The 14830-nt window shown below is 60.3% G+C and carries 10 protein-coding genes and 1 tRNA gene; 6 read left to right on the top strand and 5 right to left on the bottom strand.

Annotation, left to right across the window (positions count from 1 at the left end):
* Positions 1-369, bottom strand: a 369-nt coding sequence (locus B4E36_RS06650) for an HD domain-containing protein (protein WP_345900152.1), incomplete at its 3' end; no start/stop codon positions are given.
* 180 nt (positions 370-549) lie between these two features.
* On the opposite strand from B4E36_RS06650, the gene erpA reads away from it, so the two are divergent.
* Positions 550-882 (top strand): iron-sulfur cluster insertion protein ErpA, encoded by a 333-nt coding sequence (erpA, locus tag B4E36_RS06645; protein ID WP_292053237.1) that lies wholly within the window; start codon positions 550-552, stop codon positions 880-882.
* A gap of 502 nt (positions 883-1384) precedes the next feature.
* Here the strand turns inward: erpA and B4E36_RS06640 are convergent.
* Complete coding sequence (locus B4E36_RS06640) at positions 1385-2734, bottom strand: uracil-xanthine permease family protein (protein ID WP_292053235.1); 1350 nt, start codon at positions 2732-2734, stop codon at positions 1385-1387.
* Between the two features lie 485 nt (positions 2735-3219).
* On the opposite strand from B4E36_RS06640, the gene xth reads away from it, so the two are divergent.
* Entirely contained in the window at positions 3220-4011 is a 792-nt protein-coding gene (gene xth, locus B4E36_RS06635) for an exodeoxyribonuclease III (protein WP_292053232.1), read from the top strand.
* Between the two features lie 52 nt (positions 4012-4063).
* On the opposite strand, the gene B4E36_RS06630 is transcribed toward xth, so the two are convergent.
* Positions 4064-4858 (bottom strand): tetratricopeptide repeat protein, encoded by a 795-nt coding sequence (locus B4E36_RS06630; protein WP_414673740.1) that lies wholly within the window; start codon positions 4856-4858, stop codon positions 4064-4066.
* A gap of 546 nt (positions 4859-5404) precedes the next feature.
* Here B4E36_RS06630 and B4E36_RS06625 point away from each other — a divergent pair.
* Positions 5405-5491: transfer RNA gene (locus B4E36_RS06625), tRNA-Leu, on the top strand.
* Positions 5492-5875: 384 nt separating this feature from the next.
* Here B4E36_RS06625 and B4E36_RS06620 read toward each other — a convergent pair.
* Complete coding sequence (locus B4E36_RS06620) at positions 5876-6955, bottom strand: porin (protein WP_292053230.1); 1080 nt, start codon at positions 6953-6955, stop codon at positions 5876-5878.
* A gap of 424 nt (positions 6956-7379) precedes the next feature.
* The gene (dnaE, locus tag B4E36_RS06615; protein WP_345900151.1) at positions 7380-10847 is read right to left on the bottom strand and encodes a DNA polymerase III subunit alpha; all 3468 of its coding nucleotides are present in this window, start codon (positions 10845-10847) and stop codon (positions 7380-7382) included.
* A 486-nt stretch (positions 10848-11333) separates the two neighbouring features.
* Here dnaE and B4E36_RS06610 point away from each other — a divergent pair, with 486 nt between their 5' ends.
* From B4E36_RS06610 to B4E36_RS06600, 3 genes are all read left to right on the top strand, one after another.
* Positions 11334-12425 carry a GntR family transcriptional regulator gene (locus B4E36_RS06610; RefSeq protein ID WP_292053226.1) on the top strand — a complete coding sequence of 364 codons (1092 nt, stop codon included), beginning with the start codon at positions 11334-11336 and terminating at the stop codon, positions 12423-12425.
* 78 nt (positions 12426-12503) lie between these two features.
* Positions 12504-13769, top strand: a complete 1266-nt coding sequence (locus tag B4E36_RS06605) for a Gfo/Idh/MocA family protein (protein ID WP_292053216.1) — start codon at positions 12504-12506, stop codon at positions 13767-13769.
* Positions 13766-14830, top strand: a 1065-nt coding sequence (locus tag B4E36_RS06600; RefSeq protein ID WP_345900150.1) for a hypothetical protein, incomplete at its 3' end; no start/stop codon positions are given. The genes B4E36_RS06605 and B4E36_RS06600, both read left to right, overlap by 4 nt.

Below are 14830 nucleotides of genomic sequence, written 5' to 3'. Positions count from 1 at the left end.
GTGCAGCGCATCCTCGCCGGTATGACCGAACGGCGTATGGCCGAAATCATGCACCAGCGCCACGCCCTCGGCGAGGTCCTCGTCCAGACGCAACGCGCGGGCGAGCGAACGGGCGACTTGCGCGACCTCGATCGTATGGGTCAGGCGTGTGCGGTAATGATCGCCGTCATTGGCGATGAACACCTGGGTCTTGTGCTTCAGCCGGCGGAAGGCGGTGGTGTGGATGATGCGGTCGCGGTCGCGCTGGAATGGCGAGCGCGTCAGGCTGTCGGGCTCGGGATAGAGCCGGCCGCGGCTTTTCCACGGATTGCAGGCATAGGGCGCGAGCGCCACATCGCCGAAACCCAATGCCGATTTGTCGATTGTCATGCTTATTCCTGTCGCGGGAAGCGTTCCTGCTTGCGTCCTGCCGGCCACCCGGTTGCAGATAGACCGTTGACGGCTGTCACCGCCGTTCTTAACTAAGATCAAAGGCCATTGGAAGGCGTGGATCATTCCGTGCGCCAAAACACCGATTTCAGCCCGTTTGCCGGGCTCAGGAGACTGACAATGGACACCAAGACTGTCACGCTTTCAGAGGCGGCGGCCAAGAAGATCGCCGCAATCATCGCAGCCGAAGACGGCAAGAAGGCCTTGCGCGTTGCAGTGGAAGGCGGCGGCTGCTCCGGTTTCTCCTACAAGTTCGATCTCGCCGAGGACCCCGAAGCCGATGACGTCGTGATTACCCGCGGCGACGCAAAAGTGCTGATCGACGAGATTTCGCTGGTCTACATGGCCGGCTCGGAAATCCACTTCGTCGACAACCTGCTCGGCCAGTCCTTCCAGATCCAGAACCCGAACGCGGTCGCAAGCTGCGGCTGCGGCACCAGTTTCTCGATCTGACTGTTCTTGCAAAAGCGCTGCTGTAGCTGCCGCTCGTGCGCGCTCGGCACCTTCTCCGAACGACGTTCGAAGGCTGGGCCAAGGGGCGTCTGCGGCAGCCTTCATTTTGAGGCTTCTGGCATCAATGCCCCTTTCGCCGCACGGCGATTTATTTTTTAATCATCTGATTGACTAAAGAACGACAAGTGATTAGGTTCAATTTATAGCGCTTGGCGTTATGACCAAATTCATCGTGGGTTGGTTAAGTCGGCCGTCTACCGACTTTGGCCTTTCAGGCAGCCGCGTTCGCGATGACCTCCAGGAACACCCCGGCATATCCCTGCGCCGGGGTGTTCTTTTTTCTATTCAGGCCCGTCATATGATCGCGCCATCGCGAGCAATGCCCGGACAGCCTGCGCTTACAACCACTCCGTCCCCGACACACCAGCAAAGCAAAACGCCCCGGACGCGGTGTCCGGGACGCTGCAAAAGCCGGGGCCCCCAAGGCAGCCCCCGCTCGTCTTCAGGCATCGATCGTCTTGCCCGCCCGCTCCGGAATGAGGAGCGAGAGCAGGATGGCCGAAATGCCCGACAGCGTAATCGGCGTCGCAAACACCTTCTGGATGATATCCGGCATCTGCTGCATCGACTGGGGCACCAGGGTGACGCCAAGCCCGAGGCCGAACGAAACCGCCATGATATAGACCTTGCGATGGTCGATCGGCTCGGAGGCAATAATCCTGATCCCCGCGACGGCAATCGATCCGAACAGCACCACCGTGGCCCCGCCGAGCACGGGCTTCGGCACCAGCAGGAACGCCCCGCCGATGATCGGGAAGAAGCCGAGCACCACGAGAATGCCCGCGATATAGAACCCGACATGGCGGCTGGCCACGCCGGTCATCTGGATAACGCCGTTATTCTGGCTGAAGGTCGTGTTCGGGAAGGTGCAGAACAACGCCGCAATCCCCGAATTTATGCCGTCAGCGAGCACGCCGCCCTTGATGCGGTCCAGATAGACATCGCCCTGAACCGGCTCACCGGAAATAACCGAGTTTGCCGTCAGGTCTCCGGTCGTCTCGATCGCGGTGATCAGGTAGACGAAAGCGATCGGGATGAACAGGCCGAGGTCGAAATCCAGGCCGAACTTCAGCGGTACGGGAACGGCGAAGACAGGCTGTGTGCCGAGCTGCGAAAAGTTCACCATGCCGAAGAAGATCGAAACGATGAAGCCGACCAGCAGGCCGAGCATGATCGCCGCGATCCTGACCATGGGCTGTTTGGAGAACGAGAAGAAGATGATGACCGCAACAACGAGCAGGCCGAGGAAGATATTGACCGGCGCGCCAAGCGCTTCTCCGGCGCCGGCGCCGCCGGCAAAATCCGTGAAGCCCGATTTCACCAGGCTGAGGCCGATCACGGTGATGACGATACCGGTCACCGTCGGCGTGACAATGCGGCCCATCCGGGTGATGAACTGGCTGAGCACGATCTCGACCACGCAACCGACGAGGCAGAGCCCGAAGATCATCGCCAGAATGTCCTCCGGCGTGCCCCCCCTGCCCTTGACCGCGAAACCCGCCGCCAGAATGACGCCGAGAAAGGCGAAGCTGGTGCCCTGAACGCTGAGAAGGCCGGAGCCCACCGGCCCCATGCGCCGGCACTGAATGAAGGTCGCGACGCCCGAGACGAACATCGACATGGCCAGAAGATACGGCATGTGAGCGCCAAGCCCCAGAGCGCCGCCGATGATGAGCGTCGGCGTGACGATGCCGATGATGCTGGCCAGAATGTGCTGGATGGCAGCCAGAAACGAGGCGCCCGGCGAAGGCACGTCGTTGAGTTTGTATATGATATGATGTTGATCGGACATTAGTTCATCCCCCGCGGCCTTGGCCGCTTGTTATCGCTCGCACTTACACGAATGTCCCAAGCAACATCCGTGCCACAAATGTGTCACATAATGTTTCATGCGCGCAAGAAGCGAAAACTACGCCCATTACACGTTTCGCATCCCGGCGATTGTACGAGGCAGCCTGAAGCGGCATGGCTTGCGCCTCGCGCCTTAGGCACGAATTCATGCAACGAGAACGCGAACTGCTCATTTCTGTGGCAAAGCACAAGGGAAGCAGCCGACGGCGCTGCGCCCTGCCGACCTTCCATTTGGCCCATCTGGCTATCGGCCGTGCCAAAGACATGTTGATTAACGCCCGTCGGGGGTTTCCTTGCCCGTCCCTGATCCGGCATGATCGCGCGACCCGGTTGCCGCGACGCAAGCGTCGTGAACAATGGCTTTTCTGAAACGCCTGGCACGGGCGAAACGGTTTCCCCAATGCGGTCGCGGACACGGATTTTGACATGAAGATAGCCACCTGGAACATCAACGGCATCAAGGCGCGGCAGGAAAACTTGGTCCGGTGGCTAGAGATGGCATCGCCCGACATTGTCTGCCTGCAGGAGATCAAGTCCGTCGATGAGAATTTCCCGGCAGCTCCCTTTCAGGACCTCGGCTACCACGTGGAGACGCACGGCCAGAAAGGCTTCAACGGCGTAGCACTTCTGTCGAAGAAAGCGCCGGAAGACGTCCAACGCGGCTTTTCGGATGGCCATGATGATGACCAGTCGCGCTATATCGAAGGTGTCTTCAGCGTGAAGGACGGGGTGATCCGCGTCGCCTCCATCTATCTGCCGAACGGCAATCCCGTCGACACACCGAAATATCCCTACAAGCTTGCGTGGATGGAGCGTTTGAAAGCTCTGGCCAAAGAGCGGCTCAGCCTTGAGGAACCGCTGGTGCTGGCGGGCGACTACAATGTCATTCCGCGCCCCTGTGACTGCCACGATCCCGCCGTCTGGGCGGGCGACGCGCTGTTCTTGCCGCAGACCAGAGAGGCCTTTTCAGAATTGCTCGGGCTGGGGCTCTACGACGCCGTGGCCGGCGCCGACGAAGCCGGCGGTCAGTACACATTCTGGGATTATCAGGCCGGAGCCTGGCAGAAGAACAATGGCATCCGCATCGATCATATGCTGCTATCGGCCGAAGCCGCCGACAGGCTGGCGGCCACCTCGATAGACAAGAGTGTACGAAGCTGGGAAAAGCCATCCGACCATGTGCCGGTGATCTGCCAGTTTGATTGCGCCTGGGCCTAGAAAGTTTGAGGCTTGGATGCGGCGGCTTGCCGCAGGTCCGGACGTGTGCGCCTCAGGGCGAACTGGTGCTCATATTATGCGCGAGCGCGATCGCGCCGCGGCGGTCATTCTCGTCCACCACGGAAAAGCACTTTTCCTGCAGATCACGAATCCAGCTGCAATCACCGATCTGGCAACGATCGGCCGCCATGGTGAGATATGCAAGACCGAGCACCGGCTGGCCTTCGTTGAAAATCAGGTCGCCGAAAACGGCCATCGCACTGATATTGCCGTTCTTTCTGGCAAGGTTCAGCCATTTCTTGGCGAGGCGCACATTCTTCGCGCCGCCCTCGCCATTCAGGATCATCTGGGCGAGTTGGAACTGCGCCTCCGGATTGCCGAAGACCGAAGCGGCCTGAAAATAAAGCTGGCGGGCCTGCGCCAAGTCCTTCTCCACCGGCGTATCCGGAATGCCGGCCTTGTAGTAGCCGGCAAGCGCGAGAAGCGCATTGACATAAAATCCGGTATCGGGCGAGCCGGGCTCGACATCGTGGTTGACGATCTCCGCATAGGCCTTAAACGCCTCGTAGTCGTTTTCCGGCACGCCATCACCGAACGCATACATATTCGCCAGCGCCCAGCGCGAGCCGGTATGGCCCTTCTCGGCAGCGTAGCGATAGGCTTCGACCGCCTTCTGCTTGTCGCCGTTCTTGTAGGCCTTGAAGCCGAAGCGGAACAGATCGAAACGCCCGGAATCCTTGGGTATGTCGTTGGAGATATCAAAGGACGATACCGGCGCGCCGGCCATGACGAGCAAGCCCGCCGCCACCACATACACGCCTGTCTGTCTCAGAATTGCCTTCATCATCAAACGATTTCACCACGTTGTCGAGGGCGCAAAGATCTTGTCGGATAAAACCGCGATCGCACGTCCGGCGGACTGCTGCGCGCTCTGTCCCCTTTCACATGCCCCGTGTTTGTGGCGGGAAATAGACGCTAACGCCGGGATCGTTTGTACGAGAGAACTGAAACAATTGCTGTGACAGAAGAGCCACAGTCATCGGATTCATTGGAAAGCGTTAACATGTCGATGACGCGGGAAGGCCTCGGCTCTCCCGCCAAGCGCATCGTCCCGCGCTCCAGGCGAGGTCACGGACAAACGCTGCCGCAGCGCTTTCAACAAACGCTGCCCGTTCATCACCTGATCCCGTGTGGAACCATCGGCCCAATTGCCTTGCTCTATTGCGGAAGTCGCTTCGCCATACTACACATCGCTCACCGCTTCGCCGATTGCGGGGAAGCGGATGCAGGTTGCGGCTTAACTTCGCAAAAACGCGCGCCGGAAAGGTCGATACCCCTTCTCCGACGCAACCAGGCGGAAGTCGAGCCATTCCCGTGTTCGGGAAGACCTGTTGCGGGCGTGGCGAAACTGGTAGACGCAAGGGACTTAAAATCCCTCGACCGGATGGTCATGCGGGTTCGACCCCCGCCGTCCGCACCAGCCTATCGGAGAACAGCAATCAGGCGCTCTGTCGACGCTTCCAGCGGTGCACGGTCGGACCGAAAAAGCGGCGAATCATATCCAGATCAGCTCGGCGTTTTACAGCAATACCGCCCGTCTCAGGGAACGATCCGTGCTCACAATCATCAGAAGCGCCTGGTCGCCGAAATACTGCAGAGCTGAACGAACTCCGCGTCAGCCATTGCGCCTCATTGACGTCCGCAGACAAAGCAGGTGCCGATTTTCGCAATCGAGGCCATCCGGACAATCGGCAAGGAGACCAAGCTCGCCAGCCGCAAAACACAGAGAACGTCACCGCTCTTCTGCACAACGAAAAAGCCCGACCAGACGGCCGGGCTTTTCCTGATATCTAAAGGCGTCTTCTTAGAAGTCGCGCTGCAGACGGAACCAACCAGCCCAGTAATCATCAGCATAGTACTGATCAGGCGTATCGGTGTAACGAACGTTCAGCTTGGCGCTCAGACCTTCGACGATGGTGTAGTCGAAGAGTACGCCAGCGGACCAGAAGTCCTCATTGTCGGCACCCGGAATGTTAGCCGAGGTCCACTGAACAGCAGGCGTCATCGCGAAGTTGTCGCTTACGTTCAGCTTGTAACCGGCGGCCAGAGCCCACTCGGCATATACGCCCGGAATAACGGTCGGGGTCGCCAGCGAGTAATCCTGGAAGTCGTTGGCGCCGTAGGTAACGGCATAAGCGTTCCAGCCGGTTGCATAGATAGCACCGAGGTCAAGAGCGCCCGGGCCAAGCGCCAGCGAGGCCATAGCGCGGAAAGCAGCTTCTTCGTTGTAGGTGTCGTAACCGACATCGAGCTTGGCGCCAACGCCGCCAGCCTGGAAGCCGATACGGCCCGAAACGCCGAGGTGCGGTACATTGTTGCCGCTGTTCATCAGGCCGATCATGGACGGCTCAAGAGCGTCGAGCGAGATGCCGCCTACGAAACCATCGCCGGTGTAGACGTAACGGACCGAGTTGAACTTGGTCTGGCCGTTCAGGTCATCGATTTCGCCGAGAAGGCCCTGATCCCAATAGCTGTTGAAGTAACCAGCCTGAAAACCGCCAAGAGCGAGGTAGGTCTCGTCGAGGTAGGTAGTGGAGGAACCGTCATCGGAATAATATTCGGAGTTCAGCGAGATGAAACCGGTCAGAACACCGAGTTCGGTTTCGGTCTTCGAAGAGATGTCGATATGGCCGCGAGTCCATACGTTCCAGCTATCCGGCGAATTCGCACCGGTCTGAGCGTCAATCTGGAAACGGATGTAACCACCGATATCGAGGCAGGTTTCAGTACCCGGGATGTAGAAGTAGCCGGCACCAAAGGCGTCGCAGATTTCTACATAGTTGGCAGCTACAGGCTCGATGACCACAACCGGGTCGGCTGCCTGGGCGCCGGAAGCTGCCGCGACTGCTGCAGCGGAGCCGAGAAGAAGGCTCTTCACGTTCATAATGACCTCCAAAAGGTTTTAAAGCGGAATGGGTTTTTCGCCTGAGCGTTCCCTGCCCCATTCCGGGTTTCAAGAAGATCGGGCTGTCTAGACCCTCGCTTCTGACTATGAACATACAAGACCGCCGCCCGATCGCAATCGTCAATCGCCCGCATAACCGCCGCCGAGGCTTCCTTACCGGCTTGCTGTTGCCGATACGCAACAAGTTGGGGTCGTGGGAGCCCCAAACCTTTACAAAAGGTAAAGAAAACAAGCGTCAACAGAGCGGCTCCATCCAGCCACCGCAAGCAGGCCGCGACAAAAACGCCGCATATTCTGCGACTTCGACGTGCAAACGCGCCCAATACCCGCCAAAAACGAAGCGAAGTCCGGCTTTCGACCACCGCGAAAACGAATCGAACCTGATCACCTCTACCGCAAAGGGCTAAACGAGTTCGACGTCAACCACGCCCGATACCGCGCGCATGGCTGACGCCACTTCCGGGGAGAGCCTGTACTTGCCCGGAAGCTCGACCTCCACTTCACGCAGCCCCTCGTTCTGGATAACCACGAAGGACACGACCCCGTCTCCGCTGCTGTTCAGGTGCCGGGACAGCGACGCCAACGGCGAATCATCGCGCAGGTAGACGCGCATCGCGCTTTGCTGGCGCACAGCCTCTTCCTCGAGCGACTGGACCGTCTGTATCCGCATGCCGATGCCTTCGGGACGGACATCGGCCGCCACGGTGATGACAACAGAGGTTCCCGGTTCCAGAAGGTCGCGGTATTGATAAAGCATCTCGGAGAACAGCACCGCCTCGAACTGGCCGGTCGCATCCGAAAGCGTGATGATGCCCATACGGTTGCCGGTGCGCGTCTTGCGCTCCTGCTTGGCCACCACCGTGCCGGCCAGGCGCCCGCGGCCGGCACCATTCTTCACCGAAAGCGAGAAATCGGCAAAGCTCTGAACGCGCATGCGGGACAATATATCGGCATAGGCGTCAAGCGGATGGGCGGTCTGATAAAAGCCCAGCATCTGGAATTCGCGCATCAGCCGCTCCGAATCCGGCATCGGGGTATAATCCGGTAGCGTGATCTGAGGCAGGTCGCCGGCACTGCCGAAAATATCTGCCTGTCCGCTCGTCTTGTCATCCTGGCTGCGCTGCGCCAGACCGATGATGCGATCGAGACCGGCCAGAAGCGCCGCGCGATCCTTGCCAAAGCAATCGAAGGCGCCGGCGCAGATCAGGCTTTCGAGCACCCTGCGGTTGACGAGTTTCGGGTCGATCCGCCGCGCGAAATCCTCCAGGCTATCGAACGCGCGGTCCCCTCTGACCGCGACGATGTGATCGACCGCCGCCTCGCCGACGCCCTTGATGGCCGCGAGTGCATAGAAAATCCGTCCTTCGCCCGGCTCGAAATGCCGGAAGCTGGTCTGCACCGAAGGGGCGACGACCTCGATGCCGAGACGCTGCGCATCATGACGGAAATCGTTCAGCTTTTCGGTATTGGCCATGTCGAGCGTCATCGAGGCCGCAAGGAACTCGACAGGATAATGCGCTTTCAGGAAGGCCGTGTGATAGGACACGATCGCATAGGCGGCGGCGTGGGACTTGTTGAAGCCGTAATTGGCGAATTTCGCGAGCAGATCGAAAATCTCGTTGGCACGCTGTTTCTTGACGCCCTTCTCCACCGCGCCCTCGACAAACCGGACCCTCTGCTTGTCCATCTGCTCCTTGATCTTCTTGCCCATGGCGCGGCGCAGAAGGTCCGCTTCGCCGAGCGAATAGCCCGCCAGCACCTGTGCCACCTGCATCACCTGTTCCTGGTAGATGATCACGCCCTGGGTTTCGGCTAGCAGCGGGTCAATTAGCGGGTGGATCGATTCGATCTCCTCCTCATTATGCTTGCGCGCATTATAGACCGGGATGTTTTCCATCGGGCCCGGACGGTAGAGCGCCACCAGCGCGATCAGGTCCTCGATACGGTCCGGCCGCATGCCGATCAGCGCCTTGCGCATGCCAGCGCTTTCCACCTGGAACACGCCGACCGTCTCGCCGCGCGCGAGCATTTCGTAGGATTCGGGATCATCCAGCGGGACGAGCGAGAGATCGACCGCTATCCCCTTTCGGGCGATGAAATCGACCGCTGTCTTCAGCACCGTCAATGTCTTCAGGCCCAGAAAGTCGAACTTCACAAGTCCGGCCTGTTCCACCCATTTCATATTGAACTGGGTGACCGGCATGTCGGAGCGCGGATCACGATACATCGGCACGAGCTGCGACAACGAGCGGTCACCAATGACGATACCCGCCGCATGAGTCGAGGCGTGGCGATAAAGCCCTTCGATCTTCTGAGCAATCGCGAGCAGCCGACCGACGATCGGTTCCTCTTCCGCAGCCTCCTGAAACTTGGGTTCGTCCTCAATCGCCTGGGCGAGCGTCACGGGGTTGGCGGGATTGTTGGGAACGAGTTTGGAAATGCGGTCGACCTGACCATAGGGCATTTCGAGCACGCGCCCGACGTCGCGCAGCGCCGCGCGGGCCTGCAGTGATCCGAAAGTAATGATCTGGGCAACCTGCGCGCGACCATATTTCTCCTGCACGTAGCGGATCACTTCTTCGCGCCGGTCCTGGCAGAAGTCGATATCGAAGTCCGGCATCGACACGCGTTCGGGATTGAGGAAGCGTTCGAACAGCAAGGAAAATCGTAGCGGATCGACATCCGTGATCGTCAAGGCGTAGGCGACCAGCGAACCCGCGCCGGAGCCGCGTCCGGGGCCGACCGGAATATCGCGCTCCTTCGACCATTTGATGAAGTCGGCAACGATCAGGAAGTAGCCCGGAAACTTCATGCCTTCGATCACGCCGAGCTCATAGTCGAGCCGCTCGAAATAGTCCTCGCGCGTGTGGCCCGGGCTCAGGCCCACATGGGCAAGCCTCGCCTCCAGCCCCTCGCGCGCCTGCCGGCGCAGCTCCGCGGCTTCCGCCCGCTCCGCCTCTTCGGGATCATCTGAGGCGCCGGTGAAGCGTGGCAGAATGGGCATGCGGGTATCCAGCACGAAGCTGCATCGGCGCGCGATCTCCACGGTGTTCTCGATCGCTTCGGGCAGATCGGCAAACAGAGCCGCCATTTCTTCCTGTGATTTCAAATAGTGATCCGGCGTCAGTCTGAAACGGCGATCGTCGGATACGATCGCATTGTGCGCCACCGCCATCAGCGCGTCATGCGCCTCGAAATCATCGCGGCTCGGGAAAAACGCCTCATTGGTCGCGACCAGCGGAAGATCGAGTTCATAGGCGAGAGCGATAACCCGACGCTCGTGCTGGACATCGAAATTGCCGTGCCGCTGCACTTCCACGTAGAGCCGGTCGCCAAAAGCGGATTTCAGGAATGCGAGCCTTTCGGCGGCCTTCGCCTCGAAACCGGAAATAACGGCCTCGTCGATCGGGCCGGTCCGCCCGCCGGTGAGCGCGATCAAACCGTCCGAATGCGCGCTGAGCCATGACTTCGTTATATATATACTGTCATGCCCCTCTCCGCCGAGATAGGCCTCACTGACAAGATGCATCAGATTGGCATAGCCGGTCGGATCGGCGGCGAGAAGCACGATTGACGGTTTCTTCGGCGGCAGATGCCCGCCGCTACGACGCTCACCGTCGCCGCCATCTTCCATATCGATCGACAACTGGCAGCCGATGATCGGCTGGAGCCCCTCGCCCACGGCCTTCTGGGAAAACTCCAGCGCACAGAAGAGATTATTGGTATCTGTCACCGCAATCGCGGGCTGCCTGTCGGCCACGGCGAGCTTCATCACCGTTTTCAGCGGCAGCGCGCCCTCGAGCAGCGAATAGGCCGAGTGAACGCGCAAATGCACGAAACGAACCGCCTGCTCTTTGCCTTCAGCCTGCATCTCGAGATCACTCCTTCACCGCCGCCAAATCAAATGCGTCACCCGATTTTGGCAGGCGAGCAACGCCGGTGCAATCACTCGTCTCGCAATGCACAGAAACCTATAGCGAGCTCACGATCAACGCCATGCTGGCCAGGAACAGGCTGACTGAGAAGAAAGCCGCGATGTCGCGCAGAATATCGGTCATGATCGCCTCCGTTTTGCTTATAGTCCTTTTATGTTCTATTTTTGTTCTCATTACAAGTCGTTTTATTGCTGACGAAAACAGATCACACCGCGCGGAGAGACTCGAAACCCAGACAAGCATCTGAAAATATGGACGATATTGGTACATGTCCGCGTTTGAAAAAACTCGGCGAAGACCTCTCTTCGGCACCCAATCCGCGGAACCCGGCTTGCCTTTCTGATAGCCACCGCGGATCTGGGGTAAAGCCAAATGTGTACTTACGACTTGCATCGGGTATAAATTATACTCACAATACCCATATGCAGAACAAAACCAAACAGGTCGTCGCCGCTATCGGTCGGTGGCTGGAAGACAGGATTGACAGGGCATCGCCCGGCGAGAGGCTTCCGACCGTCCGTCATCTGATGCGCGAATTCGGAACGGCGCAGCGCACCGTGGAGGCGGCGCTGAAGCCGTTTCTCGAGGACGGCCGTCTGATCGCCCGTCCGGGTGCGGGTATCGTCGTCGCCGGCATGCCCGAGGAGAAGGAGCCCGAGAATTATGCCGCGGACCTTCTTATACTCTATCGCAACTCCGACAGCAGGCTGGCGCGGGTGACGCTGCAGGAGGTCGCGACACGGATAAAGTCCGCCGGCTTTTCAGTGCTGCAGCTCGGCTTTTCGAGCGACGCCCAGGCGATCGACGTGCTGGAACGGATCGGGCGGTTCCGAGCCTGCCTCATTCAGGTGAATTTCGAGATTCTGACGGTCGCATTCCTGGCCGCCCTCCACAGGCAGGCCGACCATATCGTCATCGACGGGGTTTCGGCGACCGGCATCGATGTCGACGCCATCGGCACCAATTGGCGCGAGGCGCTGTCGATCGCCTTCCGCACCTTCAGGGAAAGCGGCCACGACAAGATCGCCTTTCTGACATCGGCCCATCATGCCCGCCAGATCGCGATGGCACGCCGCGAGTTCCATCTGCTCGGCAGCTTTCTTCCCGATCCAGACCAGCGTTTTCTCATCGAACTGAACGCGCTGCCCGGCAGCTATCAGATCGACGACATCGCCGCGGCGATCGGTCGGCACGCCGATGACGAGGGGCGGCTTCCGTTCACGGCGTTGATCGCCTGGGGCGTTGTCGAAGGTTTCATTCTGGAGCGCGCCCTCGCCAAGCTCGGCCTTGAGGCGGGCCGCGATCTTAGCGTTATCATGCTCGGCAGCACGGATTTTCAGTCGGAGCATCTCAGCCGGTTCGATGTGGTGGGCAACAGCCATGACGAGAAGCTTGCGGTGTTCGAGCGGATCATCCGTGGACGGATCGCCGACAGGCCGGAGGAGCCGCAAACCCATTATCTCCCCATTTCCTACGTCCGCCATGGATCGGTGATCGATCTCCACACCGATTGAGTACATCAATTATTGTACACATACATATACTCAAATAGCATCCGATGCCGATAACAAGAACAAGTTCAGAGGCATTGCATGCTCCAGGAGCCGGTCCAGCAGAAAACCACGGGCGTCGCCATTATCGGCGCCGGCGAGCGCGGTATCTATTATGTCGGCTCGCGCATGGCCGAAATCGCGGCGGAGACCGGCTTTCGCATCATTGGCGTGTTCGACCGGCTGGAAGACCGCGCCGGTTATGCCGCCGACCATCTGAACGCGCTCTATGGCAGAGCGGGCATCCGCCATGCCGTGCGGGTTTTTGAAAGTCTGGACGCCGCCGTTGCGGATCCGGCCGTGGATCTGGTGGTCGTCACCACGCATACCAATGCCCATCGCGCGCCAGTCGAGGCGGCGATCGCGGCCGGCAAGCGCGTCTATCTCGACAAGCCGATCTCGGTGACGCTGGATGACGCGGAAGCCATTCAGGCGGCGGAGGCAAAGGCCGGTCAACCGGTGCTGATGGCCTTTACCCGGCGCTACGAAAAGCCTTGGGTCGAGACGGTGAAGCTTGCCCATTCCGGCCGCATCGGCGATCCGCAGATGATCCTGCTGCGCTCGGTCATCCCCTATACCCGCTATCTGCAGCTCTGGCACCGCAAGCAAGCGTTGTCGGGCGGCGCGCTCAACGACAAGTGCTCGCATCATTTCGACGTGCTGAACTGGGTGGCGCGATCGCGGCCGCTTTCCGTCACCGCCGTCGGTGGCCGTAGCAACGTGTTCCCGCCCGACCCGAACGCGCCGGAACGCTGTTCGCTCTGCGACCGGGACTGTCCTTATCGCCGCCACGAAACGCTGGTTGACCGTTTCGAGGGCGCCGGCGCGATCGCCAACCCGAGTTGGGGCGAGGCGGCGCTGCCGGAGGACCGCAACGATACCTGCGTCTATCGGCCGGGCGCCGATATCGACGACCACGCCATCGTCACCATCCGCTATGAAAACGGCGTTTCGGCCTGTCTGTTCTTCGCCATTTTCGGCCCCTGGGCCGAGGATCAGGAAACGCTGGAGATTGTCGGCTCCTCCGGCCGCATAAGGATGGAGCGTCATTCTGGCGACATCGACATCGTCGAGGATTATGGCCGCACGCACGGCACGCTCGGCTTCACCAGTCCGGATCGCAACTCCACCCATTTCGGGGCTGATCTCGAGCTTGTGCGCACGCTCCGCCGCTTCATGGACGGGGAAAACCCGCCGGTCGGCATCGAAGACGGCGTCGCCTCGCTCAGGATCGTTCTGGCGGCACAGAAATCCATGAAGAACGGCGGCATGCCCGTCGACCCGGAAACCCAGGAGTTCGCGCAATGACCCGCCGTTTTCCCGAACGCCTGACCCCGCTCGCCAACCGGCTCGGCCTTCAGCCGCTGTTCGGCGACATCCACAACCACTGTGCGCTGTCCTACGGCCACGGCCGGCTGGAGGATGCGCTAGCGCGGGCCGCCCTGCAACTCGACTTCGTCTCCGTCACCGGACATGCCGCCTGGCCCGATATGCCGGTCGACGTGCCGGAGGTCGCCCATATCGTCGATTTCCACGTCAAGGGTTTCGCAAAGCTGAAAGCCAACTGGAAGGACCATTTCGAAGTGCTGAAAGCCTTCGAGAATCCCGGCCGCTTCGCCGTGTTTCCCGGCTACGAGATCCATTCGTCGGAACATGGCGACTACACGATCGTCTATGGCGACCTCGATGTCGCCGAACCGGAACTTGCCGACAGCCCGGCCGAACTGAAGCAGGCGCTTCAGACCGCCAAGGGCGACGACGCCCTCGCCTTTCCGCACCATATCGGCTACCGCCAGGGCGCGCGCGGCATCAACTGGGATACGTTCGATCCGGAACTGTCGCCCTTCGTCGAGATGTTTTCGATGCATGGTTGCGCGGAAGAGTCCGAATCCGAGCGCTCCTACCTGCATTCCATGGGCCCGGTGAACGGCGCCTCGACCATGCGCGCGGGGCTGAAGCGCGGCGCGGTGTTCGGCGTGGTCGGCAATACCGATCATCATTCCGCCTTCCCCGGCTCCTACGGCCATGGTCGCATGGCGGTCTACGCGGCAGATGACAGTCGGGACGCGATCTTTTCGGCCATGCGGGCGCGTCGCACCAACGCGCTGACCGGCGACAATATCCACCTGCTGACGGCGATCGGCGACACCGTGCAGGGCGGCATCACCGCGCCCTCGCCCGACGCCGCCTTGGATATCGAGGCAATCGGAGCCGGGTTCATCGATAGCATCGATATCTTCCGAAACGGCGAACTGTTCGAGCGCATCTCGCCCGAGCTGAGCCCCGCCCCGATCGAGGTCGGCAGCGGTTCGGAAACGGAAACCATCCTGTTTGTCGAACTCGGCTGGGGCGCGCGCGGCAGGAGCCAT

Origin of the sequence: Martelella sp. UBA3392 (assembly GCF_002358775.1) — a bacterium.
Classification (GTDB): Bacteria; Pseudomonadota; Alphaproteobacteria; order Rhizobiales; family Rhizobiaceae; genus Martelella; species Martelella mediterranea.
Note: the sequence above shows the minus strand (reverse complement) of the source record. Positions and strands in the feature narration are given on the sequence as shown.